At 64.8% G+C, this 25,131-nt stretch carries 23 protein-coding genes and 1 tRNA gene; 16 read left to right on the top strand and 8 right to left on the bottom strand.

Annotated elements, in window-relative coordinates; translation table 11 throughout:
• The first annotated feature begins 20 nt into the window (after positions 1 to 20).
• The 6 genes from gpmI to AC1RRT_RS10885 are packed head-to-tail and all read left to right on the top strand — an operon-like array spanning position 21 to position 6,756.
• Positions 21 to 1,613, top strand: a complete 1,593-nt coding sequence (gpmI, locus tag AC1RRT_RS10910; RefSeq protein WP_493013823.1) for a 2,3-bisphosphoglycerate-independent phosphoglycerate mutase — start codon at positions 21 to 23, stop codon at positions 1,611 to 1,613.
• Entirely contained in the window at positions 1,606 to 2,811 is a 1,206-nt protein-coding gene (locus AC1RRT_RS10905) for a murein hydrolase activator EnvC family protein (protein ID WP_493013822.1), read from the top strand. Before gpmI ends, AC1RRT_RS10905 begins: the two co-directional genes overlap by 8 nt.
• Positions 2,811 to 4,124: a S41 family peptidase gene (locus AC1RRT_RS10900; protein ID WP_493013821.1), complete on the top strand. Its 1,314-nt coding sequence runs from the start codon at positions 2,811 to 2,813 to the stop codon at positions 4,122 to 4,124. The genes AC1RRT_RS10905 and AC1RRT_RS10900 overlap by 1 nt, the downstream gene beginning before the upstream one ends.
• Positions 4,125 to 4,162: 38 nt before the next feature.
• A complete protein-coding gene (locus tag AC1RRT_RS10895) occupies positions 4,163 to 5,464 on the top strand; it encodes a divergent polysaccharide deacetylase family protein (protein WP_493013820.1) in 1,302 nt (433 codons plus the stop codon).
• A gap of 4 nt (positions 5,465 to 5,468) precedes the next feature.
• Positions 5,469 to 5,948, top strand: a complete 480-nt coding sequence (locus AC1RRT_RS10890; RefSeq protein WP_493013819.1) for an RNA pyrophosphohydrolase — start codon at positions 5,469 to 5,471, stop codon at positions 5,946 to 5,948.
• 25 nt (positions 5,949 to 5,973) lie between these two features.
• Entirely contained in the window at positions 5,974 to 6,756 is a 783-nt protein-coding gene (locus AC1RRT_RS10885; RefSeq protein WP_493013818.1) for an alpha/beta hydrolase, read from the top strand.
• Here AC1RRT_RS10885 and AC1RRT_RS10880 read toward each other — a convergent pair.
• Positions 6,750 to 7,250: a PAS domain-containing protein gene (locus AC1RRT_RS10880; protein ID WP_493013817.1), complete on the bottom strand. Its 501-nt coding sequence runs from the start codon at positions 7,248 to 7,250 to the stop codon at positions 6,750 to 6,752. The genes AC1RRT_RS10885 and AC1RRT_RS10880 overlap by 7 nt on opposite strands.
• A gap of 52 nt (positions 7,251 to 7,302) precedes the next feature.
• Positions 7,303 to 8,121, bottom strand: a complete 819-nt coding sequence (locus AC1RRT_RS10875; RefSeq protein ID WP_493013816.1) for a ferritin-like domain-containing protein — start codon at positions 8,119 to 8,121, stop codon at positions 7,303 to 7,305.
• A gap of 107 nt (positions 8,122 to 8,228) precedes the next feature.
• Between AC1RRT_RS10875 and arsC the strand changes: the two genes are divergently transcribed.
• Positions 8,229 to 8,570, top strand: coding sequence for an arsenate reductase (glutaredoxin) (gene arsC / locus AC1RRT_RS10870; RefSeq protein ID WP_493013815.1), 342 nt, complete (start codon positions 8,229 to 8,231; stop codon positions 8,568 to 8,570).
• Between the two features lie 67 nt (positions 8,571 to 8,637).
• Positions 8,638 to 9,579: a DMT family transporter gene (locus AC1RRT_RS10865; RefSeq protein WP_493013814.1), complete on the top strand. Its 942-nt coding sequence runs from the start codon at positions 8,638 to 8,640 to the stop codon at positions 9,577 to 9,579.
• Here the strand turns inward: AC1RRT_RS10865 and AC1RRT_RS10860 are convergent.
• From AC1RRT_RS10860 to aroA, 5 genes are all read right to left on the bottom strand, one after another.
• Complete coding sequence (locus AC1RRT_RS10860) at positions 9,576 to 11,354, bottom strand: hypothetical protein (RefSeq protein ID WP_493013813.1); 1,779 nt, start codon at positions 11,352 to 11,354, stop codon at positions 9,576 to 9,578. The genes AC1RRT_RS10865 and AC1RRT_RS10860 overlap by 4 nt on opposite strands.
• Positions 11,355 to 11,390: 36 nt before the next feature.
• A complete protein-coding gene (gene fdhF, locus AC1RRT_RS10855) occupies positions 11,391 to 14,153 on the bottom strand; it encodes a formate dehydrogenase subunit alpha (protein ID WP_493013812.1) in 2,763 nt (920 codons plus the stop codon).
• Positions 14,150 to 15,832: an NADH-ubiquinone oxidoreductase-F iron-sulfur binding region domain-containing protein gene (locus AC1RRT_RS10850; RefSeq protein WP_493013811.1), complete on the bottom strand. Its 1,683-nt coding sequence runs from the start codon at positions 15,830 to 15,832 to the stop codon at positions 14,150 to 14,152. Before AC1RRT_RS10850 ends, fdhF begins: the two co-directional genes overlap by 4 nt.
• A 91-nt stretch (positions 15,833 to 15,923) precedes the next feature.
• Positions 15,924 to 16,823, bottom strand: coding sequence for a LysR family transcriptional regulator (locus tag AC1RRT_RS10845; protein ID WP_493013810.1), 900 nt, complete (start codon positions 16,821 to 16,823; stop codon positions 15,924 to 15,926).
• 9 nt (positions 16,824 to 16,832) lie between these two features.
• The gene (aroA, locus tag AC1RRT_RS10840) at positions 16,833 to 18,227 is read right to left on the bottom strand and encodes a 3-phosphoshikimate 1-carboxyvinyltransferase (RefSeq protein ID WP_493013809.1); all 1,395 of its coding nucleotides are present in this window, start codon (positions 18,225 to 18,227) and stop codon (positions 16,833 to 16,835) included.
• 163 nt (positions 18,228 to 18,390) lie between these two features.
• On the opposite strand from aroA, the gene AC1RRT_RS10835 reads away from it, so the two are divergent.
• The 8 genes from AC1RRT_RS10835 to AC1RRT_RS10800 all read left to right on the top strand — a co-directional run bounded on the left by AC1RRT_RS10835 (position 18,391) and on the right by AC1RRT_RS10800 (position 23,068).
• Positions 18,391 to 18,711 (top strand): TIGR02300 family protein, encoded by a 321-nt coding sequence (locus tag AC1RRT_RS10835; RefSeq protein ID WP_493013808.1) that lies wholly within the window; start codon positions 18,391 to 18,393, stop codon positions 18,709 to 18,711.
• Positions 18,712 to 18,839: 128 nt separating this feature from the next.
• Positions 18,840 to 18,915 (top strand) — tRNA-Ala (locus AC1RRT_RS10830).
• 116 nt (positions 18,916 to 19,031) lie between these two features.
• The gene (locus tag AC1RRT_RS10825) at positions 19,032 to 19,604 is read left to right on the top strand and encodes a PAS domain-containing protein (RefSeq protein WP_493013807.1); all 573 of its coding nucleotides are present in this window, start codon (positions 19,032 to 19,034) and stop codon (positions 19,602 to 19,604) included.
• 184 nt (positions 19,605 to 19,788) lie between these two features.
• Positions 19,789 to 20,214 carry a PAS domain-containing protein gene (locus tag AC1RRT_RS10820; RefSeq protein ID WP_493013806.1) on the top strand — a complete coding sequence of 142 codons (426 nt, stop codon included), beginning with the start codon at positions 19,789 to 19,791 and terminating at the stop codon, positions 20,212 to 20,214.
• A gap of 339 nt (positions 20,215 to 20,553) precedes the next feature.
• On the top strand, positions 20,554 to 20,988 hold the full coding sequence (gene speD / locus AC1RRT_RS10815; RefSeq protein ID WP_493013805.1) for an adenosylmethionine decarboxylase: 435 nt from the start codon (positions 20,554 to 20,556) through the stop codon (positions 20,986 to 20,988).
• Entirely contained in the window at positions 20,985 to 21,941 is a 957-nt protein-coding gene (gene speE / locus AC1RRT_RS10810; protein ID WP_493013804.1) for a polyamine aminopropyltransferase, read from the top strand. Before speD ends, speE begins: the two co-directional genes overlap by 4 nt.
• Before the next feature lie 120 nt (positions 21,942 to 22,061).
• On the top strand, positions 22,062 to 22,697 hold the full coding sequence (queE, locus tag AC1RRT_RS10805) for a 7-carboxy-7-deazaguanine synthase (protein WP_493013803.1): 636 nt from the start codon (positions 22,062 to 22,064) through the stop codon (positions 22,695 to 22,697).
• A complete protein-coding gene (locus AC1RRT_RS10800) occupies positions 22,697 to 23,068 on the top strand; it encodes a 6-pyruvoyl trahydropterin synthase family protein (RefSeq protein ID WP_493013802.1) in 372 nt (123 codons plus the stop codon). The genes queE and AC1RRT_RS10800 overlap by 1 nt, the downstream gene beginning before the upstream one ends.
• Here the strand turns inward: AC1RRT_RS10800 and AC1RRT_RS10795 are convergent, their stop codons facing one another.
• Complete coding sequence (locus tag AC1RRT_RS10795) at positions 23,069 to 25,042, bottom strand: APC family permease (protein ID WP_493013801.1); 1,974 nt, start codon at positions 25,040 to 25,042, stop codon at positions 23,069 to 23,071.
• Positions 25,043 to 25,131: the final 89 nt, after the last annotated feature.

Below are 25,131 nucleotides of genomic sequence, written 5' to 3'. Positions count from 1 at the left end.
AAGAATCGCCGATTATCGCCATGACCCAGAGCACCGATAGCAGCCGCAAACCCGTCGTCCTGTGCATCCTGGACGGCTGGGGCCTGCGCGACGATCCGGCCGACAACGCCCTGGCCCAGGCCAACCTGCCCAATTACCGCCGCATGCTGGAAACCCGCCCCTTTGCCAAGGTCGGCACCTCGGGGCGCGATGTCGGTCTGCCCGATGGCCAGATGGGCAATTCCGAAGTCGGGCATATGAATATCGGCGCGGGCCGCATCGCGGTGCCCGATCTCGGCCGCCTCGACAATGCGGTGGCCGATGGTTCGCTGGCGCAGAACGACGCCATCACCGGATTGATCGCCAAGCTGAAGGCCAGCAAGGGCGCGCTGCATCTGCTCGGCCTGCTGTCAGATGGCGGCGTGCATTCGCATCAGGATCACATGGCCGCGGTGGCGAAGATTTTCGCCAGGGCCGGCGTGCCGGTGAACATCCACATTTTCGCCGATGGCCGCGACACCCCGCCGAAAAGCGCGCTGGGCTTCCTGGCGCAGTTCCGCAAGCTGATCGCGGGCACCGAGGGCATCACATTCGCCACTGTGTCGGGGCGGTTCTTCGCGATGGATCGCGACAAGCGCTGGGAGCGCGTGAGCCAGGCTTACGATGCGCTGGTTGATGCCAAAGGCAAAACGGCCCAGACAGCAGAAGCCGCCGTCGAGCAGAGCTATGCTGCCGATGAGAATGACGAGTTCATCAGCCCCACCGCACTCGCCGGCTATGCCGGCATGAAGGACGGCGATGGCGTGTTGATGGCCAATTTCCGCGCCGACCGCGCGCGCGAGATCCTCACCGCCCTGCTCGATCCGCATTTCGACGGTTTCAACCGCGCCCGCGTCGTGAAATTCACCGGCGCCGTCGGCCTGACGGAATACTCAACGGCGCTGAACGCCTTCCTGACCACGGCCTATGCGCCGATGCGCTATCCCAACACGATTGGTGAAGTGCTGGCGCAGGCTGGGAAAACCCAACTCCGCATCGCCGAGACCGAGAAATACGCGCATGTCACCTTCTTCATGAATGGCGGCGAGGAGCAGCCCTTCAAGGACGAAGACCGCATTCTCGTTCCCTCGCCGAAGGTGAAGACCTACGACCTGCAGCCCGAGATGTCGGCGCCGGAACTGACCGACAAGCTCTGCACCGCCATTACATCTGGCAAATACGATCTGGTCATCGTGAACTACGCCAACCCCGACATGGTCGGCCATACCGGTTCGATGCCGGCGGCGATCAAGGCGGCCGAGACCATCGATGGCTGCATCGCCAAAGTGGAAGCCGCAGTGAAACAGATGGACGGCGTGCTGCTGATCACCGCCGATCACGGCAACCTGGAACAGATGATGGATCGCGCCAGCGGCCAGCAGCATACGCAGCACACCACCAATCCGGTGCCGCTGCTGCTGACCGGCGGCGCGCGCACGGATGCCTATGCCTTGAGCGATGGCCGCCTCTGCGACATCGCGCCGACGCTGCTGCATTTCCTCGGGCTGCCGCAGCCCAAGGAAATGACCGGCCGCATCCTCGCCACACCCTCCACACCTGCCAACAACCAGCAGATTGCCCGCCGCCTTGCGTAAACCGCTTCTCCTGCTCGCCAGTCTGGCGCTGCTGGCGCCGGCGAGCAGCTTTTCGCAAGCCAACAATGCCCCGCAGCAGCAGCTGCAGGACGTGCAAAAGCGCCTGCAGGAAAGCCGCGAGCGCGAGCGCGAACTCGGCCAGGAAGCCGCCAAGCTGGCCCAGAAGCAGCGCGACCTGCAGAAGAAGCTGGTGACGGCCGCCCGCAAGCTGCAGACCCAGGAAGACCTGGTCTCGCAGAGCGAGGACAAGCTGGCCGGGCTGCTGCAGGACGAGAAAGCGGCCGGTGAGGCCCTGGAAACCCGCCGCGGCGAATTGGCGCAGACGCTGGCCAGCTTGGCGCAGCTGAGCCGCCAGCCGCCCGAGGCCATGGTGCTGGCGCCGGGTTCGGCACTGGACATGGTGCGAGCCAGCCAGCTGATGGCCGCCCTGGTCCCCGAGATCGAAAACCGGGCCGCCAGCCTGAAGTCCGAGCTGACCCGTCTGGCCCGCCTGCGCCAGGGGGTGGCGGCCGAGCAGGAACGGCTGGGCCGGGCCATCGCCCAGCTCGACCATGAGCGCCGGGACCTGGAATACCTGCAGGCCGAAACCCATGCCGCCGCCGCACAAACGGCGGAAGAGCGCGATTCCGAACGGGAAAAGGCCAGTCAGCTGGCCGCCCAGGCCAAGGATCTGCGCGCCCTGGTCGACCGCCTGCTGGAGCAGGAGCGCCGGGAAGCTGAACGCCGGGCAGCCGAGGCCCGGACCCGCCAGACACCCCCGAAAAGCACGGATCGTGACCCGCCCGAGGCCTATGCCGCCCTGGAGGGCAGCGCCGCCCTGCCGGCCCGCGGACGCATTGTCGGGCGCTTCGGCCAGTCGGATGAAAACGGTGTCCCGCTACGCGGATTGCGCATCGAGGCCCGCCCCGGCGCCCAGGTTATCGCCCCAGCTGACGGCAAAGTGATGTTTGCCGGACCGTTCCGCGGTTACGGGCAACTCTTGATTATCGCCCATGGCGGTGGATACCATAGCTTATTGGCGGGATTTGGACGGATCGACCGCGCGGTCGGTCAATGGGTTCTCGCCGGAGAGCCGGTTGGCCTGCTAAGCAACTCCCCAGGCGACAAACCCGTCCTATATCTCGAACTGAGGCGCAAGGGTGAAACTGTAAACCCCCTGCCCTGGCTGGCCTCGGGCGACAGAAAGGTAAGCGGCTGATGCGCAATTTCCTCCTCGGTGGCGTCTGTGCTTTTGCATTGATGGGATCAGTCGCGCTGTTCGCGGCCCCCAACAAGGTGGGCAACCTGCAGGCCAATGAAACGTATCGGCAGCTCAATCTCTTCGGTGAGATCTTCGAGCGCGTCCGCAACGACTATTACAAGGAGACCAAGGACGAGGAGCTGATGGAGCACGCCATCAACGGCATGCTCACCTCACTCGATCCCTACTCGGTCTACATGCCGCCACGCAGCTTCCAGGAAGCGCGCGTGCAGACCCGCGGCGAGTTCGGCGGGCTTGGCATCGAGGTGACGCAGGAAAGCGGCCTGATCAAGGTGGTGTCGCCGATCGACGACACACCGGCGCAGAAGGCCGGCGTTCTGCCGGGCGACCTGATCACCCATCTCGATGGCGAACCCGTGATGGGCAAGTCGCTGCAGGAATCGATCGAGAAGATGCGCGGCGCGCCGAACACCAACATCGTGCTGACCGTGCGCCGTGGCGCCGACAACGCGGCCAAGAACTTTGACATCAAGATCACCCGCGCGGTGATCAAGACCCGCGTGGTGCGCTCGCGCCGCGAGGGCGAGTTCGCCTATCTGCGCATCTCGTCCTTCAACGAGCACACCACCCAGGACCTGGTCGCCGCCATCGACAAGCTGAAGAGCGAGATGGGTCCTGAACTGAAGGGCTACATCATCGATCTGCGCGACAATCCGGGCGGCCTGCTCGACCAGGCCATCTCGGTGTCGGACAGCTTCCTGAACCAGGGCGAGATCGTCTCCACCCGCGCGCTGCGCGCCACTGCCGATGACGGCCAGCGCTACAACGCCAAGCGCGGCGACGTGGCCGACGGCAAGCCGATGGCCGTGCTGATCAACGGCGGCTCGGCCTCGGCTTCTGAAATCGTCGCCGGCGCGCTGCAGGATCATCACCGCGCCGTGCTGGTGGGCAACACCACCTTCGGCAAGGGCCTGGTGCAGACCATGATCCCGCTCGGCGAATTCGGCGGCATGAAGCTGACCACCGCGGGCTACTTCACCCCCTCGGGCCGCTCGATCGACAAGGTCGGCATCAGCGCCGATGTGGAAGCCTGGAACGAGCGCGACCGCCAGATCGCCGCGGCGCTGAAAGAGCGTCGCCAGATGACCGGCACGCGCGAGACCGAGGAAGACAAGCCGCAGACCGCGCCGAGCAACACCGTCACGCCGCCGGCCGCCGTGCCCACGCCGGGGCAGGATGGCCCGGATCTGGTGCTGCAGGCCGCGATGGAAGCGCTGCGCGCGCCGCCCAAGCCGTCCGCCCGCAAGTGACCCTGCGGTCCGGATCAGCAGAAGGCTGAGACACCGCAATGGCAAAGCTTCACGCCGATCCTGACGATCGCACGGCGATAGAGCCGGGTCAGAAGCCCAGCCTGCTGCGTCGCCTGTTCCGCAAGAAGCCGGTCGTGCCGGTCGCCGCCGAGCACGACGACGCCGATCTGCTGCAGACCATCACCGGCACCGACGAGGATCATCATGCCGCGCCGCCGCGCCGGCGCGGCATGAAACACCGGATCGCCGGTGTCTTCCGCATCATCGGCCTGATCTTGTGGCCGCCCTTCCTGCGCGGCGACCTCAAGACCGTAAACCGCCGCCTGCTGCTGGCCGCCTGGACCATGGTGCTGTTCGTGCTGGCCGCTGCCGGCGGCTGGCTGGTCACCACCAGCGACAAGCTCACCTCGCTGCCTGGCTCGGAAGTCATCATCGCCGTCGCCCGCCTGGCCCTGCCGCCTGAAGCGCGGCTGGCGCCCGACCAGAAGACCGCCGTCGCCGTGGCTCCGCCAGATGTCGGCCGCCTGCCGAGCGGACTTCTTGTTGCGCCCGATCCGACCCTGACCGAGATGTCGCCGCGCGGCCCGATCCCCAAGATCGGCAGCGACGGTCGCCAGCCCTGGAGCGCCTATGCGCGGCCCTATACCGAGCCGGCGAACCGTCCACGCCTGGCCATCGTGCTGCATGACATGGGCCTGAACGCGCAACTGACCGCGCTGGCCGCCGAGCGCCTGCCGCCGGCGATCAGCTTCGCTTTCAACCCCTACGCCTCCGATCTCGCCGCGCAGGTGGAAAAGGCGCGCATGCATGGCCATGAAGTGCTTATCGGCCTGCCGATGGAGCCGTTTGATTATCCGGCCAGCGATCCCGGTCCCTATACGCTGCTGACCTCCTTGAGCGATCAGGAGAACGACCGCCGCATCGACTGGCTGCTGGCGCGCACGACGGGCTATATCGGCTTCACCAACCTGATGGGCGGCAAATACACCTCTTCGCCCGATCACATGCGCAGCATCGCGGCGCGCCTGAAGGATCGCGGCCTGATGTTTGTCGACACCCGCGCGGCTCCGCGCAGCGTCGCGGCCCGCGTGGTGCGCGAGGGCGGCGGCGTCTATGCCTTCGTCAATCGCCAGATCGACGTGCAGCCGACCGCGCTGCTGATCGATGCGCGCCTGGAAGAGCTGGAGCGCACGGCCAAGGCCGGCGGCGTCGCCATCGGCGCCGCCCTGCCCTATCCGGTCAGCCTTGACCGCCTGCTGAACTGGTCGGACAAACTGGATGCCCGCGGCATCGCGCTCGCGCCCGTATCGGCCATCGCCAATCGCCAGACCCCAGAGTGAGTTCATGACCATAGAGTCACGGCCCTATCGCGACGGCGTGGGCATCGCGCTGCTGAATGCGCAGGACATGGTCTTCGTCGGCCAGCGCATCGACCAGACCGCCGAAGCCTGGCAGATGCCGCAGGGCGGCATCGACGCGGGCGAGGATCCGCTGCAGGCGGCCCTGCGCGAGATGGAAGAAGAGATCGGCGTGCCGCAGCATCTGGCCGAGGTGATTGCCGAAAGCCGCGGCTGGCTGTCCTACGACCTGCCGCCCGACCTGGTCGACAAGGTGTGGAAGGGCAAGTATCGCGGCCAGCGCCAGAAGTGGTATCTCGCGCGCTTCAAGGGCCAGGACAGCGACATCAACATCCAGACCGCGCACCCCGAGTTCAACCAGTGGCGCTGGCTGCCGTTCCGCCGGCTGCCCGACCTGATCGTGCCGTTCAAGCGACCGATCTATGAACTGATCGTCGCCGAATTCGCAGACCGAGTCAGCACCTGACGCCGCAGCAGAAAGGCAGCCGCGCATGAGCAAGGGCGATATCCTGCTGGTGCATGGCGCCTTTGCCGGCGGGTGGATGTTCGAGCGCCTGCGCACCGAACTCAACCACCGCGGCTGGAAGACCCACGCTCCTGACCTGCCCTTCCATGGCGCCGAGTATGCCGGCGCCGATCCGCATCCCGATCTGGCGCGGCAAAGCATCGCCGACTATCGCCGTTTTCTTGAAGACGAGATTCATCGCCTCGCCAAACCGCCTGTGGTGATCGGCCATTCGCTGGGTGGATTGCTAGCGCAGCAGCTGGCCGCCAAGAACCTCGTGCGCGCCGCCGTGCTGCTGGCGCCGGTGGCACCCTGGGGCAGCCTGCCGCGCAGCCGCGCCGAGATCGACACTGCAGCCGGCCTGCTATGGAAGGGCGGCATGGATGTCATGCGCAAGGGCATCCCGCCGGATTTCCAGATCGCCGCGACGCAGTCGATGGACCGCATCCCGAAAGCCCTGCAGCGCGACATCTTCGCGCGCCTGGTGCCTGAATCCGGCCGCGTGCTGGGCGAGACCTTGCTGTGGTGGCTCGACTGGCAGGCGACCAGCCATGTATCGGCCCATCGCGTGCAGGCGCCGTTGCTGGTGATTGCCGGCAGCGACGACAAGGTGACGCCGCCTGCGGCCTGCCGTGCGGTGGCGGGACGCTATCCCGGCCGCGCTATCTATCGCGAGATCCCGGAGCTGAGCCATTTCATTTTCGGTGAGCCGCGCGAGGCGGATGTGACAGCAATGATCGCCGGCTGGCTCGACGAGCTGCCTCAGTAGACTCCAACCGGCAGGCCGCTACTGAGTATCATGTCGATGGTCTCGCCATCGCTGGCGAGCGGCAGGATCAGGGCCTGGAAACGGTGCCGCCGGCTTTCCAGCAGATAGTCGTAGGATACCATCGGCGTCGCCCCGGTCGCCACTGCATGCATATAGAGCCCGTTGAGCTGTTCGCGATAGACCGGGTTGGGAATCTCGTCGACCCAGATGCCGGTGAGATCGCCGCCATGATAGAAGACGAACTCGCTGCCGAACAGGCGGTAGCGGAACCGCGGCGCTGGACGGCCCGCTTCACACACCACATCGATCAGGTTGATATTGCCCAGCAGGCCACGCAGGTCGAGCGGGTCGATATCGGCGCGTGCGGGAAAGCGGCGCCCCTCACCGCGCATGGCGCGTTTGGCACGCCAGTAGGCCAACAGTTCGGCAAGACGGGGATCGAGATCGCTTTCCGAGATCGGTCCCTGAGGCGGCAGATCGGCCGGAGCAGTCATGAGGGAAATACTAGCCTGATGTAGGGTTCAGGCAAGGACGGCGGCGCGATGATTATGCAGCGGCAACCGCAAGGCGACGCAGGCGCCACTGCATGATCCGCCAGATTGCGCCAGCGAACCAGCGGCTGAAGCGGGATTGCGGGTCAAAATCGCAGGCCTTGAGCGCCATGCTCAGACCGCGCTGGATATGACCGAAACGATAGACGCGGCTGGCGCGCAGCTCATAGGCGGCGCTCTGCTGGTGGCGATCGTACTCGCCCTGGCAGCCGTTGCCGCACCAGTAGGCCATGGCCAGTTCGTCGTCGCTGGCTTCCTGCATGCGACCGAGCGCGATCATGAAGCGCCGCATCCGCGACAGCGGCTGCTGCTGCTGGTAGCGCTGCAGGTGCTCGTAGAACAGCTTGTAATGCCGGAACTCGTCGGCCGCGATCTTGCCGGCCACCTGCTTCAGCACCGGCTCGTCGGTGACATCGCGGATCGCCGTGTAGAAGCTGGAGGTGCCGCATTCGACCACGCAGCGCGCCACCAGTTCGCCATTGCGGCTGCCGCGCACCGAACTGGTGGCATCCAGCGGCAGGCGATAGCCGTCGGTGAAGCGGCGCATGGCCTCGGCCGGATCGAAGGCGGGATCGGCCAGTTGGGCCCAGCGCGCCAGCGCCGCGCCATGCTGGCGTTCCTCGACGCCCCACTGCCGCACCAGGGCACAGAAGGCCGGATCGTCGGCGAAGACGTTGCAGAGATACGTGACATAGTCGTCGGCGTTATGCTCGACCAGGGCGGCGGCTTTCACCGCGCGCAGCAGTTCAGGATCGACCTTGGCGGGGTCGAACTGCTGCCAGGGAATATCGTCGAGCGTCCAGTGACCGGTCATGCCATCCTATTTAACAAGCAGTCATCAAATTGCAACTCTTGTCATTTGCGCTAAGTGCCGGTTAATACACCATTCTTGGCAAAATTACGGCGACAGGAGCCGGCCCCATGTCTGACAGTGTCCTCTATCACAACCCGCGCTGCTCCAAATCGCGACAGGCGCTGGCCATCCTGCAGGCCAGCGGCCTGCAGCCGCAGATCGTCGAGTATCTGAAAACGCCGCCAAAGCCGGCCGAGTTGCAGCACCTGCTCAGCCTCATGGGCCTGAAGGCCCGGGATGTGCTGCGCCGCAAGGAAGCCGCCGAGGCCGGCATCGACGCCGCGGCCGACGACGCGACCCTGATCAAGGCCATCGCCGCGCATCCCGAAGCGCTGGAGCGGCCGATCTTCGTGCACAAGGGCAAGGCCGTGCTGGGCCGCCCGCCGGAAAAGGTGCTGGGGATTCTCTAGCCTGCTGGTTTTGGGGAGGCGGGCGCGCTAGCCTCATCCGCACACAAACGGATAAACCGCCTCGCCCATGACCGATCATTCCCCCGACGCCAAAGCCGGCGTCGTGCCTCAGAATATTTCCGCTCAGGGCATTTCCGCCTGTTCACTTGGCCTGCTGGCGCTGCTCACCTTTTTCTGGGGCGTCAATTGGCCGATCATGAAGATCGCGCTGGCCGAGATGCCGGTCTTCACCTTCCGCGCCTTCTGCCTGGCCGGCGGTGCCTTCGGCTTGTTCGCCATCGCGCTGTGGAAGCGCATGCCGATGCGCATTCCGCCGGGCTATGTATGGAAGCTGGTCTGGATCAGCCTGTTCAACATCGCCGGCTGGAACATCTTCGTGCTCTACGGCCTCAGCATGCTGCCGGCCGGCCGCACCACCATCCTCGCCTTCACCATGCCGCTGTGGCTGGTGCCGATGAGCGTGCTGATGCTGCATGAACGCCTGACCGGCTGGAAGCTCGCCGGACTGGGCATCGGCTTCACCGGGCTTGCCGTGCTGATCGGCGGCGAATGGCAGGCAATGGCGTCTGCGCCGCTCGGCGTGGTGCTGGTGCTGCTGGCCGCCATAAGCTGGGCGATCGGCACGCTGCTGACCAAGCTGTGGCAGGTGCCGATGACGGCGGTGCCCTTCGTCGGCTGGCAGATGGTGCTGGGCGGCATCCCGATCTTCGTGATGGCGCCGGTGCTGGAGATGGACCGCTGGTTCATGTATTCCGCCGGCCCGTGGCTGGCGGCGCTCTATAACGCCAGCGTCTGCTTTGTCTTCTGCTACTGGGCCTGGAACGTGCTGGTGCGCATCCTGCCGGCCGGCATCAGCGGACTGTCGACCTTGATGATCCCGGTGGTCGGCGTGTTCTCGTCCATGCTGATGCTGGGTGAGCAGCCGCAATGGCCGGAATTCGCGGCGCTCGCGCTGGTCGCCGTCGCGCTCGGCCTGATCCTCAAGCCTGCAGCAAAGGTCGTCGCCTAAAGCTTCCAGTCCTTCTGGAAGATCGCGATCTGGTTGTCGACCATGCGCAACACGCGCGCGATCAGCCAGCGTGCCACGATGCGCTCGCCAATCCAGATCAGTCCGCGCATCGGCAGGCGCAGCAGGCGTTGCCACCATGATCTTTCCGTTGCCGCTTTCTCCATGCCGCCGACCGCTTCCGCCAGCAGGCGCGGCACCATCACCGCGAGACGGCCACGGATCAGCGGTGCACATTCCTCGGCCAGCGGCACGCCGGCCGGCCAGGGATATGGCAGCACTTCTTCCGCTGCCGTACCACAGAGCGGGATGATCGGGAATTCGCCATCGCTGTCGAGCCAGCGCTGTGCCGCCTGGATATTGCTTTTGATCCAGTCGCCGAACACCGGATTGGCGGCATCGAGTGTGAAATGCTCGGCCAGGAAGCGCTGCATGTTGCGGCGGCCAAGCTGGAAGTCATGCAGGCGATAGATTTGCGAGAGAAACGCCGCGAAGCCGCCCAGGCCGCCGCCGCAGATCGCGGCCGCACCGGTCAGCCGTGTCGTGCCGTCATAGCGCACCGGCGCCAGCATGAAGCGGCTGCGCACGGATTCAGCCGCCGCCAACTCCAGCTCTTCCGGCTTGAAGCGCGTCTGCTGGAGCCAGAGATTGAACAGGCTGCCGGCGACGGCGAACATCCCCGGCATCGGACCTGGTGGCGTGTAAATCGGCAGCGCATCGGGAAATGGATCAAGCAGCAGCAGCGCGCGATGGGCCGTATGCGCTTCGCGCGGATTGCGGCTACCGGGACCGGCAAGAATGCGGCGGCCGAGTTCGACCGGCGCATTGTCGACCATGCCGCCATCAATGGCCCAGAAACCGTAATCCTGTGGCATCGGCTCGTAAGCCGGCGGAATTTGCGTGACGCTGGTGCAGGCATCGCTGTCGGGTGCGGCCGGCACGGTCCAGGGGCGTTGCTGATAGAAACTGCCCGGCTGTTGGATCGCGCGGGCGCGGAAACCCACGGGAAATGCGGCCGAGGCCGCGACCGCCTCACCCAGCGGCTGCCAGGCATGCAGCGAAGACGGCGCCGGCAGCGGCAGGTCGAAGCCCGGCTCGCCATCGGGGCCATCGGTGGCGCTGCCCAAACCATCGACGCGGAAATGCACATAGTCGCCATGCGTCGTCACCACCTGGCCGTCGCGGTCGTCGCCGGTCATGCTTATGCGATAGGGCAGGCCCGGCAGGTTGGTGACGCTCAACGACAGCCGATACGGCGTGGCGACGAAAGGATAGCGCGGTGGCGTCACGACGGTGGCATTCAACCGGCCGAGCAGGCCGTCGCGGATCCCATCCACCATATCGGCATTGAGCAGCGAGGGCACGGATGTGTCGCGCTGCAGGTCGGTGGTGGAGAAAAGCTGCACGCGATCCGCTTCAATCACCCAGGAGCGGAAGAATTCATTGACCCGCCAGTTGGCGGCCTCGGTCGCATCGCGGATGCCGGAGAGTGCCCCTTTGGAGCTCCGCCGCACCAGGTCGCGCACCGGATGGATGCCATGCCAGGGCGCAATCGCGGTGAGCGCATTGCCGATGGCGCCGGCCGATGCCCCGGCGGCGCCCTTCAGCACCACGCGATGATCGGGTACGGTCTCACCGCGCTCCTTCGCCCCCTGCCATTCATTCAGGGCTTCGTAGAGAAAATCCAGCGCGCCGGCGGCGTAGGCCCCGCCCGAGACCGCGCCGGCATTCACCAGGCCGATCTCGAAAACCGGCCGCATATCCGTCTGCTGCGTCATGATCGAATCACCCCCGCGCCATCATGACGCGGGCGGCTATTCGGCGGCAACAGACTCCTGCACGGCCTCGACCCTGGCGGCGCAGAACTTGAACTCCGGGATCTTGCCGAACGGATCGAGCTGCGGATTGGTCAGCAGGTTGGCTGCCGCCTCGAAGAAGGCGAATGGGATGAAGACCATGTTCTCGGCCACATCGCGGTCGATGCGGGCCTTCAGTGCAATGGAGCCGCGGCGGGTGGAGACGCGGATATGCTGGCCGGCCCGCACACCCAGGCGTTCGGCATCGCGCGGATGCAGCTGGGCGGTCGCTTCCGGCTCCAGCGCATCGAGCTGGGTGGCACGGCGGGTCATCGCGCCGGTATGCCAGTGTTCCAGCAGGCGGCCGGTGCTGAGCACCATCGGATACTCGGCATCGGGCAGTTCCGCCGGCGGCGTCACCTTGGTCGGCACGATTTTCGCGCGACCGGTGGCAGTGGGGAAACCGTCGGTGAAAATGATCTCGTGGCCGCCCGGATAGGTGACGGCCTCTTCGTCTTCCAGGCGCGGCCAGGTGATGCCGCTGAGCGAGGGCATGACACTTGCCATTTCGGCATAGACCTCACTCGGGTGCTTGTAGTCCCACTTCAGGCCCATGCGCTGGGCGATGTCCTGCACCAGCTCCCAGTCCTGGCGCGCGTGACCGGGTGGCTTCAGCGCCGCCCTGCCGATCTGCACGCGGCGATCGGTATTGGTGTAGCTGCCGTCCTTCTCTGCAAAAGCAGACGCCGGCAGCACGACATCGGCATGGAAGGCCGTCTCGGTCAGGAAGATATCCTGCACGACGAGATGATCCAGCTTGGCCAGCGCCTCGCGCGCATGGCCGACATCGGGATCGGACATCGCCGGATTCTCGCCCATGATGTACATGGCGCGGATTTCGGTCTTCATGATCGCATTCATGATCTCGACGACCGTGAGGCCGCGTTTAGGCGAAATCGTGGCGTTGACCACGCCGGGTCCCCAGACCGCCTCGAAAGCCTGGCGCTTGGCGGCATCCTCCACCGACTGGTAGTCGGGCAGCACCATCGGGATCAGGCCAGCATCGGAGGCGCCCTGTACGTTATTCTGGCCGCGCAGCGGATGCAGGCCGGTGCCGGGCCTGCCGACCTGGCCAGTGATCAGTCCCAGCGCGATCAGGCAGCGGGCGTTATCCGTCCCATGCACATGCTGCGACACACCCATACCCCAGAAGATGATCGAAGCCTTCGAGGTGGCATACATGCGCGCGACTTGGCGCAGCACTTCGGGCTTGATGCCGCAGAGCGGCCCCATCGCTTCCGGGGTCGCTTCCTTCACAGCCCGCTCCAGATCGGGAAACCCGTCGACGAAGCGCTGGATATAAGCCGGATTGATCAGGCCTTCCGCGATGATCACATTGATCAGCGCATTCAACATCGCCACATCGGCGCCAGGTTTGAAACGCAGGTGATGCGTAGCGAACTTGGTCAAGGCCTGGCCGCGCGGATCCATCACGATCAGCTTGGCGCCCTTCTGCCGCACGGCATTCTTGATGAAAGTGGCGGCCACCGGATGATTCACGGCGGGATTGGCGCCGATGACGATGATCACTTCGGCGTCCATGGCAGCCGCAAAAGGCGCGGTGACCGCCGCCGAACCAACGCCTTCCATCAATGCCGCCACGGACGACGCATGACAGAGGCGCGTGCAATGGTCGACATTGTTGGTGCCAAAGCCCATGCGCACCAGCTTCTGGAACAGATAGGCTTCCTCGTTCGAGCCTTTTGCGGAGCCGAACCCGGCCATCGCTTCGGGTCCGACCGTGTCGCGAACCTTGACCAGGCCGGCGGCGGCGCGCTCCAGGGCCTCCTCCCAGGTCGCTTCGCGGAAATGCGTGTATGGATTGGCCGGATCAACCACATCCTCACCACGCTTCGGCACGCCGTCCTTGCGGATCAGCGGCACGGTCAGGCGATGCGGATGGTTGACATAATCAAAGCCGAAGCGCCCCTTCACGCAGAGACGGCCGCGATTGGCCGGACCGTCCTTGCCGGTGACATACTGAATCCTGTCGTCCTTGACGTGGTAGGTGAGCTGACAGCCGACGCCGCAGAAGGGGCAGAGGCTGTCGACCGCCTTGGTCGCCTTCTCGACGCCATGGTTATGTTCGTCCACCAGCGTCGAGGGCAGCAGCGCGCCGGTCGGGCAGGCCTGCACGCATTCACCGCAGGCGACGCAAGTGCTGTTGCCCATCGGATCATTGAAATCGAAAACGATCTCGGAATGATGGCCGCGGAAGGCCATGCCGATCACGTCATTGCCCTGCACTTCACGGCAGGCGCGGACACAGAGGTTGCACTGGATGCAGGCATCGAGATTGACCGCCATGGCGCCATGACTGCGGTCGGGCGCGGGCTGGTGCGCGCGCGCCGGGAAGCGGCTTTCCGTGACGTTCAGTGCCTCGGCCCAGTGCCAGAATTTCGATTCGCCGTCATGGGCCTCAGAGCGCTTGGGCTGGTCGGCGACCAGCAACTCCATCACCAGCGCGCGCGCCGTCTTGGCGCGCTCGCTGGCCGAGACCACCTTCATGTCCTCGGTCGGCGTACGCTTGCAGCTCGGCGCCAGCACGCGCTCGCCCTCGATCTCCACCATGCAGGCGCGACAGTTGCCATCGGCGCGGAAGCCCGGCTGCGGCGTGTAGCACAGATGCGGAATATCCGTGCCTTCGCGCTTGGCCACCTGCCAGATGGTCTCGCCTGGCATGGCGACAACGGGTTTGCCATCCAGATGGAAGCGGATCATTTGAATCGCTCCAGCACGCTGAGCAGGGGATTCGGTGCAGCCTGACCCAGGCCGCAGATCGAGGCATCACGCATCACCTGTGCCAGGTCGCGCAGCAGCGGCTCGTTCCATTTCGGCTGCGCCATCAGGTCGACGGCCTTCTCGGTGCCAACGCGGCAGGGCGTGCATTGGCCGCAACTTTCATGACGGAAGAACTTCATCAGGTTGAGCGCCGCATCCTTCACGTCATCGTGGTCTGACAACACGATCACGGCGGCCGAACCGATGAAGCAGCCGTATTTCTCCAACTGGCCAAAATCGAGCGGAATATCATTCAGGCTGGCGGGCAGGATGCCGCCGGATGCGCCGCCCGGCAGATAGGCCGTGAAGACATGGCCCGGCAGCATGCCGCCGCAGAATTCCTCGATCAGCTCGGTGATGGTGACGCCGGCAGGCGCCAGCTTGACGCCCGGATTGCGCACCCGGCCCGAGACCGAATAGCTGCGCAGACCCTTACCACCGTTGCGGCCATGGCCCTGCCACCAGGCCGCGCCCTTGTCGAGGATCTGCGGCACCCAGTAGAGCGTCTCGACATTATTGATCAGGGTCGGGCGGCCGAAGGCGCCAACCTGGAAGGGGAATGGCGGCTTCTGGCGCGGCAGGCCGCGCTTGCCCTCAATGCTTTCCAGCATGGCCGACTCTTCGCCGCAGATATAAGCGCCGGCGCCGCGCCGCAGCTCGACTTCCACAGTGCCCAACAGGCCGGCAGCCTTGAGCGCATCCAGTTCGGTCGTGATGACGACGTGTAATGCGGGATACTCGTCCCGCAGGTAGATATAGGCTGTCTCGGCCTCGATCAGATGCGCGGCGATCAGCATGCCTTCCAGGAAACTGTGCGGATCGGTCTCCAGGAACCAGCGGTCCTTCAGTGTGCCGGGTTCGCCCTCATCGCCGTTCACCGCCAGCAGGCGGGGCTTGGGCTGCTCCAGCAGCGCTTTCCACTTGCGCGCCGTCGGGAAACCCGCGCCGCCCATGCCTCGCAGGCCGGCAGCCTCGATCTCGGCCACCAGCGCTTCGCGTGTTATCGCCCCACTGCGCAGTTTCGCCAGTACGCCATAACCACCCTGCGCCCTGTAGGCGGCCAGGCCTTTGTAGTTCGGCAGTACTGGGGCAACGGCCTTCTTCGCATGGGCCATCAGCACGGCGTCGACGGCAGCCGGCGCGATCACATTCTTGCCGTAAACGGCGCAGGGCGCGCGGTCACACTGGCCCATGCAAGGCGCGCGCTCGACGCGCACATCGGGGCTCAGATCATCCAGATTCCTAGCCAGCACATCGGCGCCGGCCATGACGCAGCTCAGACTGTCGCAGACGCGCAGCGTGATTGGCGGCGCCGGCGTCTCGTCAGCATCGACGACCTTGAAATGCGCATAAAACGTCGCGACCTCGAAAACCTCGGCCAGCGGCAAACGCATGACTTCGGACAAGGCCACGAGCAAAACTGCCGGCAGATAGCCCTTTGCGTCATTGATCAGATGCAGATATTCGATCAGCAGGTCTCGACGGCCGGGATCCGGCTGAACAATCGCCTGCAACACTGCATGATCAGCATCTGAAGCCTGGCGGCCGCGCGGCGTCGCCCGGCCCGCCTTGGGCGAGCCTGACCGGTGCTGGCGGGGCATGGAAACGGCGATCGTCATGAAAAAAACGCTGGCTGGTGCTGGCTGGCCATCATCCGCCCCTGACAGGGACCGGATCAAGACCGCATTCCCGTCACGCGATAGAGGTTGTCTATCGTCCGGCCAGCGTGGCGGCCAGCAGCTTGGCTTCGGCCATCAGGGCGGCTGTCAGCGGCGGCATCGGCTCGCGCTGCGGTACGACCAGGCCAATGGTGTGCACGGCATCGGGATCGGTGATCGGAATGGCGCGCAGCCGTTCGGTCAGGCCCAGGGTCGCCGCCAGCTTCTCAGGCATCACACTGGCCCACTGGCCCGTGCGCACATGCGAGAACAGCACGATCATCGAATTGGATTCCAGTGTCGGCTGTGGTTCGGCACCGCCGGCCTCGCGCAGCAGCTGGTCGATAATCCGGCGATTCTGCATGTCAGGCGTCAGCAGGCAAAGCGGAATGCGGCTCACCTCGGCCCAGGTGACACTGTCACGGTCGCCCAACGGGCTGCCTTCGGAGGTGAGCAGGCGATACTGCTCGGTATAAAGCGGGATCGAGCGGGCGCGGCCCAGCGGTTCGTTGTCGGTATAGGTGATGCCGGCGTCGATCTCGAGATTCTCCAGCATGCCCAGAATCTCGATGGAAGTGCGCGACAGGACGGTGAATTTCACATCGGCATGCTTGGCCCGAAACGGCGTGGTGAGCGCCGAGACCATGCCAAGCGCGGTGGGGATGGCGGCGATCTTCAAATGGCCGGTGAGGCCGGTTTTCAGCGCCTGCACCTCCTGCCGCATGGCACGGGCATCGCCGACGATCCGTCTAGCCCAATCCAGTACGCGCTCACCTTCGGCAGTGAAGCCGATAAAACGCGAGCTGCGCTGCACCAGCAGCACGCCAAAGCTGTCTTCCAGCTGCTTGATGCCGGCCGAAAGCGTCGGCTGGGTGACGCCACAGGCTTCAGCCGCCTTGCCGAAATTCTTTTCCGCCGCCAGGGCCAGCAGGAATTCCAGCTTGTCGATCATGCGCGGCGATCAGCCGGCGGTTTCGAGCGTGGCGCCGAGGCGGCGCATCAGGTCGGCGAAGCCGGGGAAACTGGTATCCATGACACGGGCATCGTCGATCACCGTGCCGTCCTTGGCCGCCAGGCCCAGCACCAGGAAGGACATGGCGATGCGGTGATCGAGTTCGGTGGCAATCGTCGCACCCCCTTTCGGAGGCTGGCCCTTGCCGCGGATGATGATGCCATCCTCGAATTCCTCAAGGTCGACGCCGCAGGCCTTCAGGCCGCGCGCCATCACGGCGAGACGGTCGCTTTCCTTCACGCGCAGTTCCTTGGCGCCGCGCACCACGGTATCGCCCTCGGCGCAGGCGGCCGCAACGAACAGGATCGGATACTCATCAATCATGCTGGGGGCGCGCTCGGGCGGCACGGTCACGCCCTTCAGGCGGCCATGCTTCACCGTGATGTCGGCCACCGCCTCGCCGCCTTCGTCGCGGCGGTTGGCAAAGCTGAGATCGGCGCCCATGTCCTGCAGCGTGGTGAACAGGCCGGTGCGCAGCGGATTGAGGCCGACATTGGTCAGCGTGATCTCCGAGCCCGGCACGATCAGCGCCGCCACCATCGGGAAGGCGGCGGAAGACGGATCGCCCGGCACTGCAATCGTCGCCGCCCTGAATTCGGGCTGGCCGACCAACTGCACGATGCGGCCGCCGCTCTTGGTCTTTTCGACGCCCACCTCGGCGCCGAAGTGACGCAGCATGTTTTCGGTGTGGTCACGGGTCGCTTCGTGTTCGATCACCGTGGTGATGCCCGGTGCATTCAGCCCGGCGAGCAGGACCGCAGTCTTCACCTGGGCGGACGCCACCGGCAGTTCGTATTCGATCGGCAGCGGATGCGCGGTGCCGACCACCGTCAGGGGAAGTCGCCCGCCGCTGCGGCCGACGAAGCGCGCGCCGATGCGCGACAGCGGTTCGACCACGCGGCCCATCGGCCGACGGCGCAGCGAGGCATCGCCGGTGAAAGTGGCCGAGAAATCGTGGCTGGCAACCAGGCCCATGACCAGACGCGCGCCGGTGCCGGCATTGCCCATGTCGAGCACGTCGTCGGGTTCTGACAGGCCGCCCACGCCGACGCCCCAGACGCGCCAGTCGCCGCCGCCGCGCGGGCTGTCGCCCAAACGCTCGACCTCGGCGCCCATGGCGCGCATGGCGGCAGCCGTCCGCAAGACATCCTCACCCTCCAGCAGCCCGCTGACCCGCGTCTCGCCGACACTGAGCGCCCCGAAGATCAAGGCGCGGTGCGAGATCGACTTGTCGCCCGGGATGGCGGCGGTACCGGACAGGCCGGATGCGGCCGGTCGGGCCCGCAGGACAGGGGCGATGGCCTGGGCATGGGACTGGGCTTTCGGGGCGGAATGGGCGGTCATCGGGGAAATGGTCCCAGGACGGGTCTCCGGCCTGCAAAAAAGCCGGGATTAACGGGTTGACAGAGCGCGCTTCTTTAACACAATCGCGCCGCTCCGGCCAGCCGGCCGGGGCGTCGCCGCCGGACCCGATTTCCGGGCGCCGACCAGCATGGAGATTTGCTCGATGGCTAAAGCCGAATGGGGCGCCAAGCGCCGCTGCCTGAGTTGCGGAGCGGCATTCTACGACCTGAACAAGTCGCCGATCCTGTGCCCGAAATGCGGCACCGAATTCAATCCCGAAGTGCCGGCCAAGTCGGCCCGCCGTCCCGCTAAGGTCGAGGAAAAGAAGGCCCCGAAGGTGGCTGTCGTTCCGGATGTGGTGGACGACGAGGTCGAGGATACCGAGATCGGCGATGAGATTCTCGAGGATGCCGACGAGTTCGAAGAGGACGATGTCGGCGAGGAGATCGACGTCGAGACCGAACCGACCGAAGAAGAACGCTAACAGCGCTGGATTCGGGGCCTTTTTTCAGGGCCACGAAGCACTTGCAAAGCGGCGGGGGCCGGCTTATGGTCCGCCCCCGCCGACGGACCTCAAGCTCCCCAGAGAGCTTTTAAAGTCCGTGATTTAATGGGGCCATAGCTCAGCTGGGAGAGCGCCTGCATGGCATGCAGGAGGTCAGCGGTTCGATCCCGCTTGGCTCCACCAAATCACCGTCCGTCCGGACCATTCCAAACTCAATCTGAATACTGTCGCCCCGCTATCGCGGGTTCGTTTCACAGCACGGGCTTTACGGCCGTGAGCCAAGCCGCCAAGCTGCCGGCATGACAGAGTCGCCGCCAGCGATGTCGGAGACGCCAGCAGCCCCTGGCCGCTCCACCTTCTCCACCGCCAGCCTGCTGCGCCGGGAATTCACCGCGGCTGACTGCCGCGAGCCTGCCATCGGCAAGCTGTATGACTACTGGCAGGCGCGGCGCGGTACCCACCGTTTTCCCGCCCGCAGCGACATCGATCCGATCGAGATGCGCTACGCGCTCGGTGGCATCACCATTTTCGAGGTCCATCGCAATGCCGATACGCCCAGCGGCCTGCGGTTCCGTTATCGCCTGATCGGTTCGGCCATCGTCGCCCGCGACGGTTTCGACCATACCGGCAAATGGCTGGACGAACTGCCGCTGCGGCAATATCGCGCGCTGCTGCTCAGCCGGCTGGAGATGGTGGCGCGCGAGCCGATGCCGGTGCTGGTACACAACAAGCAGTTCTACGATGAGCGTTGGTACGATTACGAAGCGATCTGGCTGCCGCTGGCCAGCGATCATCAGACCGTCGACATGCTGATGGCTTGCCAGATTTTCGCCAAGCGCCCTTCCAGCCATGTCGGACCGCCGGTGGTGTGAACGCGCAATCGCGGGCGGGCCTTGCGCCAGGTCGGGCGCGCCCTATATACCAGTACATAAATGTGAATTATCCCAGTGGCAGCCCGTGCGGCCGATGACATCCCCACCCCTGAAATCCCCATGGCGCCCATCGCCCACCGCCACCCTGACCTGGAATCCTGGCCCAGCCGACTTCCGATCCCCCGTGACGGCCGAGGTCCACGGTTACTGGCAGGCGCAGCGTGGCGGGCGGCGGTTCCCTGCCCGCGCCGATATTGATCCCCTAGCCCTGCGGGCCGCCTTGGGCAATCTGTCGCTGATCGAAATTCATGGTACGCCGCCGCGCTTTCGCCTGCGGCTGACCGGCAGCAACCAGACGGCACGCCTGGGCTTTGATCCAACCGGCATGTGGCTGGATGAAATGCCGGCGCCTGAATATCGCGAGGTGCTGCTCGACCGCCTGCATGGCCTGCTGGCACGACCCGAACCGCTGCTGGTGCAGAACCGTCAGATACTGGACGACTATCCCTACGATTACGAAGCGTTGTGGCTGCCGCTGGCCAGCGATGGCGAAACCGTCGACATGATCCTCGCCTGCCAGATTTTTGCCGACGCCGCCCGGGGTGGCTGAGGCCACCGGGGACCGTCTGCGGCTCCGCGCCAGCACTGCTGAATTGGGCCTGAAAATGGGCCGCTAACCCCGAAATTGTGACAGTGGCATCACAACTTAAAAAAATCCCCCCCGGGGGCCGATTCCGCTTGCATCAGGGGGGCTTTGGCCCCATACCCCCCTCTCGAGACTGTTTGGAAAGTTGCGAACTGGCCGTCGGCCCGGACCTCGTCCGACCGACCGGAACCACGGGGCTTTCCCAACAGTCTCTCTGCCAATCGGATGCCCCCTTAGCGTTACCGGGGGTGCTCATTTTTCCCAGGATTGCGGATAGCAGTCCCCGTGGTGGAGAGAACTAGTATGACCAAGAATTCGCTCAAGCCCGCCCTGCATGCCGTGCCGACCGATGATTCGGCCGCGGCCGAAGAGCATTTCATCTGCAAGGACGGCATGCGCTATGCCGGCATGCACCTGATCATCGACCTGTGGGGCGGCAAGCATCTCGACAACCTGGCGCTGGTCAAGCAGACGCTGACCGAGGCCGTGGCCGAGATCGGCGCGACGCTGCTGAACATCGACCTGCATCACTTCGAGCCCAATGGCGGCATCTCGGGCGTGGCCGTGCTGGCGGAAAGCCACATGTCGATCCACACCTGGCCGGAAAAGGGTTATGCGGCGCTCGACGTCTTCGTCTGCGGCGACTGCCAGCCGCAGAAGGCGATCCCGGTGCTGCGCCGCGCCTTCCTGCCCGACAACATCCAGTGCACCGAACTGAAGCGGGGCCTGGTTCTGTGACGACGTGGTTTAACGAAACCCTCTACAAGGGCTTCCGCCAGGCGCACGAAGTCAAGAAGGTCCTCTTCGAGGGCAAGTCGCAGTTCCAGAATGTCGGTGTGTTCGAGAGCGGCCGCTTCGGCCGCGTGCTCGCGCTCGACGGCGTGGTCCAGTGCACTGAGGGCGACGAGTTCGTCTACCACGAGATGCTGACCCATCTGCCGATCCTTGCCCATGGCAAGGTGCAGTCGGTGTTGATCGTGGGTGGCGGCGACGGCGGCATCCTCGAGGAAGTGCTCAAGCACAAGGCGATCAAGCGCGTCACCATGGTCGAGATCGACGGCATGGTGATCGACATCGCCAAGAAGTATCTGCCCAAGATCTGCGGCAAGGCCTTCAGCGACAAGCGCACCAACCTGATCGTCGGCGACGGCGCGGCCTATGTGGCCGAAACCAAGGAGCGCTATGACCTGGTGATCGTGGATCGCCCCGATCCGGTCGGACCGGCCACCGTGCTGTTCTCTAAGGCCTTCTATCAGAACTGCCGCCGCGTAATGAAGCCGAATGCCATCCTGGTGGCACAGAACGGCGTGCCGCACATGCAGGGCCCGGAGCTGACCGACGCGATCAAGCTGTTTCAGCAGATCTGGGCCCATTCGGGCACCTATCTGGCGGTCGTGCCGACCTATGTCTGCGGCTTCATGTCGATGACCTGGGCGTCTGACCGCGACATGACCGATGTCGACCCGCGTCATATCTTCGCCCGCTTCGATGCGGCCAGGTTGCCGGCGCTGAACTACTACAATCCGGAAATCCATTTCGGTGCCTTCGCGCTGCCGAACTTCGTCGCCCGCCTGCTGCCGGCTCTGCCGAAAGCAAAGCCGACGAAGCTGAAGAAGAAGGCAGCCAAGAAAGCCGTGAAGAAAAAGGCCGCCCCCAAGAAAAAAACGGTGCTGAAAAAGAAGAAGCGCTGAGCTTTGGTTTTCGCCCATGACACAACGCCCGCCGGCTCACCCGGCGGGCGTTCACATTTCGAGGCGGCTTTTCGGGGCCGGCTTGCGTCCCCTGTCCCTTTGCTGTTGAGTGCGCCGCCAATGAGCTACGCAGTCAAGGAAATCTTCAAAACGCTGCAGGGCGAGGGCGGCCAAGCCGGCCGTACCGCGGTCTTTTGCCGGTTCGCCGGCTGCAACCTGTGGTCTGGCCGCGAGGTCGATCGTGCGGGTGCCGAGTGCCGCTTCTGCGATACCGACTTCGTCGGCACCGACGGTGAGAATGGCGGCCGCTATACCGATGCCGCGACACTGGCCGACAGAATCGCAAGCATCTGGGGCATGGCCAGCACTGAACACCGCTTCGTGGTCTGTACCGGTGGCGAACCGCTGCTGCAACTCGATGACAGGCTGATCACGGCACTGCATGCGCGCGGCTTCGAGATCGCCGTGGAGACCAACGGCACACTGGATGCACCGGTGGGCCTCGATTGGATCTGCGTCAGCCCGAAGGCTGGAACGATGCTGAAGCAGCGCCAGGGCGCCGAGCTGAAGCTGGTCTTTCCACAGGATGGTCTCGATCCAGTGCATCTGCTTGACCTCGACTTCACCAGCTTCTGGCTGCAGCCCATGGACGGACCAGCGCGTCTGCAGAATACCGAAGCCGCCGTCGCCTATTGCAAGGACCACCCGCGCTGGCGACTCAGCCTGCAGACGCACAAGCTGATAGGAATACCGTGATGTTTGAAGTGACCAAGGATTTCCGCTTTGAGGCGGCGCATACACTACAGCGCAACATCAGTGCCGAGGGCAGCCGGCGCATCCATGGCCACTCCTATCGCGCCCAGGCGGCGGTGCGCGGCTGGGCCGATCCGACCAGCGGCATGGTGATCGATCTGGAGCAACTGGAGCGCTTGATGCTCGCGGCACGCGCCGAGCTGGATCATCGTTTCTTGGACGAGATCAATGATCTGGGTCCGGCAACCATGGAAAATCTAGCGGCCTGGCTCTGGCGCCAGCTTGCGCCGGCAGTGGCCGGGCTCTACCGCATCACCATCTTCCGCGACAGCACCAGTGAATCCTGCAGTTACTTCGGACCGCAAAAGGCCTGATCAAACCTTCATGGGCAGGATCACCATTGTCACGCCACGGCTGTGCAGCTTGCGCTGCAGCGACAGCGGCGTCGCATTGTGCAGCAGACGGGTGAAGAAGTTCTCGTTGGCGAACAGCAACTTCGAGGCGAAGAAGATGGTGTTGGGGAAGGTCTGCAGCACCTCGCCCGACAGCTTGTCCAGCAGCTCCACCGTCTCGGTGCCATAGGCGCGGTAGGTGGCGGTGGCTATGCCGCGACGCTCGCACCAGTTGGAGAAGCGTTCGAGGCGGGTGTCGATCTCCACCTGCATCCTGGCGACCTTTTCCTGGCCGTGAAACTGCTCGATGTCGATCTCGCCCACGGTGAGGAAGACCACGTTCTTGAACTGGTTGGGGAACAGCGTCAGCGCCGCCAGCAGGGTATGCATGGCTACACCATCGCGACCGCCGAGGAACAGCGCCGCCGTGCGCGCCTTCGGATCGGGCACCAGTTCGCGCGCCGGCGGCGCACCCTGGCCGTTGCCGAACAGCATGTCGGCTTCGGCCAGCTGGCGGTTCACCGCATCGTAATGGCGCTTGATCGAATAGCCGAGGAAGACGACGAAGCCGGTGGCCAGCACGGTGAACCAGGCGCCGTCGAGGAATTTCTCCACCAGCGTCACCAGCAGGATCGAGAAGGCGACGACGAAACCGAGCCCTGACTGCAGCATGCCAATCACGAAGCCCTTTTCCGTCCGGTGCATCATCCAGTAGCGGCACAGGCCGGCCAGGCAGAGCGAGAAGGTCAGGAACACGTTGATCGAGTAGAGCACCACGAGGAAATGCACCTCGCCACCCGTGACCCAGAGCGCGCCAATCGCGGCCGCGCCCATGACGACCACGCCATTCTGGGTGACCAGGCGATCGGAGAGCTGGCTGAACTGATGCGGCATCCAGCGATCGACCGCCATGTTGGCCAGCACGGCCGGGCCGCCGAGGAAGCCGGTATTGGCGGCGACGAACAGCAGCGCGGCAGCGAAGATCAGCGTGATGGTCAGCGCCACCGTGACCCAGACATTGCCGGTGCCGAACAGCTCAGTCAGGATCGACTCGAAGACGATGGCGTTCAGCGTCTTGCCTTCTTCGTAGGTCACGTTCCACAGTAGGTAGAGCACGATCAGGCCCGCCGCCATGAAGGCCAACGACAGCGCCATGTAGAGCATGGTCAGCTTGCCCGTCTGCACGCGCGGTTCGCGCAGCATGTTGACGTTGTTCGATACTGCCTCGATGCCGGTATAGGTGCCGCCGCCCATGGCAAAGGCCTTCAGCAGCAGCGCGATGACACCGACCATGCCGATGGTGCTGGCCAGATCCTGCGTCTCGTGGACGGTGGCCGGAATCAAGGCAGGCAGCGCATCCGCATGGGCACCGATGCCGATCAGGATCAGCAGCACATGGGTGACGACAAAGCCGAGGAACAGCGGCAGCAGCAGCGCGATCGGTTCCTTCATGCCGCGCATGTTCAGCGTGGTGAGCAGGATCACAACCAGGAATTCGATCGGCAGCTTCCAGACCTGCCAGTGCGGCGGGAACAGGCTGAATAGCGCGTCGACACCACTGGCGACCGAGATGGCGATGGTGAGCACGTAATCGATGATCAGCGCCGAACCCGAGACCAGGCCGGCATGCGGGCCAATCAGTTCGGTGGCGACCTTGTAGCCGCCGCCGCCATTGGGAAACAGCGCGACCACCTGGTTATAGGCGAAAGCGATGATGAACACCGTAAGGCCGGTGGCCACGGCGAGGTACAGCGCCAGATGCGTATGCCCTTCCAGTGCCAGGAAGGCTTCTGCCGGACCGTAGTTGGCCGAGGAGAGACCATCCGCGCCGAGGCCGACCCAGGCAAGAAAGGCCGCCAGCGCGATATGCTGGCGCACTTTCGGCGAGAAGGGATCAAGAGGGGCGCCCAGAAACAGACGCTTGAGTCGTTCGAGACTCAGCCAGGAAGGTTTCATGATGTGATAACGGGAAAATGGAAAGGCAGTTGCCTGTCGCTGAAGCGTTTTCAGTCAAACGCGGCGCGATCCTCTGCCTGAAAGCAGGA

The sequence above is a fragment of the Ferrovibrio sp. GW821-FHT12B10 genome, assembly GCF_058807515.1.
Note: the sequence above shows the minus strand (reverse complement) of the source record. Positions and strands in the feature narration are given on the sequence as shown.

Coding starts and splice junctions, on each gene's coding strand:
- gpmI (WP_493013823.1), top strand. CDS start 21: ATGACCCAGAGCACCGATAGCAGCCGCAAACCCGTCGTCCTGTGCATC.
- AC1RRT_RS10900 (WP_493013821.1), top strand. CDS start 2,811: ATGCGCAATTTCCTCCTCGGTGGCGTCTGTGCTTTTGCATTGATGGGA.
- AC1RRT_RS10895 (WP_493013820.1), top strand. CDS start 4,163: ATGGCAAAGCTTCACGCCGATCCTGACGATCGCACGGCGATAGAGCCG.
- AC1RRT_RS10890 (WP_493013819.1), top strand. CDS start 5,469: ATGACCATAGAGTCACGGCCCTATCGCGACGGCGTGGGCATCGCGCTG.
- AC1RRT_RS10885 (WP_493013818.1), top strand. CDS start 5,974: ATGAGCAAGGGCGATATCCTGCTGGTGCATGGCGCCTTTGCCGGCGGG.
- AC1RRT_RS10880 (WP_493013817.1), bottom strand. CDS start 7,250: ATGACTGCTCCGGCCGATCTGCCGCCTCAGGGACCGATCTCGGAAAGC.
- AC1RRT_RS10875 (WP_493013816.1), bottom strand. CDS start 8,121: ATGACCGGTCACTGGACGCTCGACGATATTCCCTGGCAGCAGTTCGAC.
- arsC (WP_493013815.1), top strand. CDS start 8,229: ATGTCTGACAGTGTCCTCTATCACAACCCGCGCTGCTCCAAATCGCGA.
- AC1RRT_RS10865 (WP_493013814.1), top strand. CDS start 8,638: ATGACCGATCATTCCCCCGACGCCAAAGCCGGCGTCGTGCCTCAGAAT.
- AC1RRT_RS10860 (WP_493013813.1), bottom strand. CDS start 11,354: ATGACGCAGCAGACGGATATGCGGCCGGTTTTCGAGATCGGCCTGGTG.
- fdhF (WP_493013812.1), bottom strand. CDS start 14,153: ATGATCCGCTTCCATCTGGATGGCAAACCCGTTGTCGCCATGCCAGGC.
- AC1RRT_RS10850 (WP_493013811.1), bottom strand. CDS start 15,832: ATGACGATCGCCGTTTCCATGCCCCGCCAGCACCGGTCAGGCTCGCCC.
- AC1RRT_RS10845 (WP_493013810.1), bottom strand. CDS start 16,823: ATGATCGACAAGCTGGAATTCCTGCTGGCCCTGGCGGCGGAAAAGAAT.
- aroA (WP_493013809.1), bottom strand. CDS start 18,227: ATGACCGCCCATTCCGCCCCGAAAGCCCAGTCCCATGCCCAGGCCATC.
- AC1RRT_RS10835 (WP_493013808.1), top strand. CDS start 18,391: ATGGCTAAAGCCGAATGGGGCGCCAAGCGCCGCTGCCTGAGTTGCGGA.
- AC1RRT_RS10825 (WP_493013807.1), top strand. CDS start 19,032: ATGACAGAGTCGCCGCCAGCGATGTCGGAGACGCCAGCAGCCCCTGGC.
- speD (WP_493013805.1), top strand. CDS start 20,554: ATGACCAAGAATTCGCTCAAGCCCGCCCTGCATGCCGTGCCGACCGAT.
- queE (WP_493013803.1), top strand. CDS start 22,062: ATGAGCTACGCAGTCAAGGAAATCTTCAAAACGCTGCAGGGCGAGGGC.
- AC1RRT_RS10800 (WP_493013802.1), top strand. CDS start 22,697: ATGTTTGAAGTGACCAAGGATTTCCGCTTTGAGGCGGCGCATACACTA.
- AC1RRT_RS10795 (WP_493013801.1), bottom strand. CDS start 25,042: ATGAAACCTTCCTGGCTGAGTCTCGAACGACTCAAGCGTCTGTTTCTG.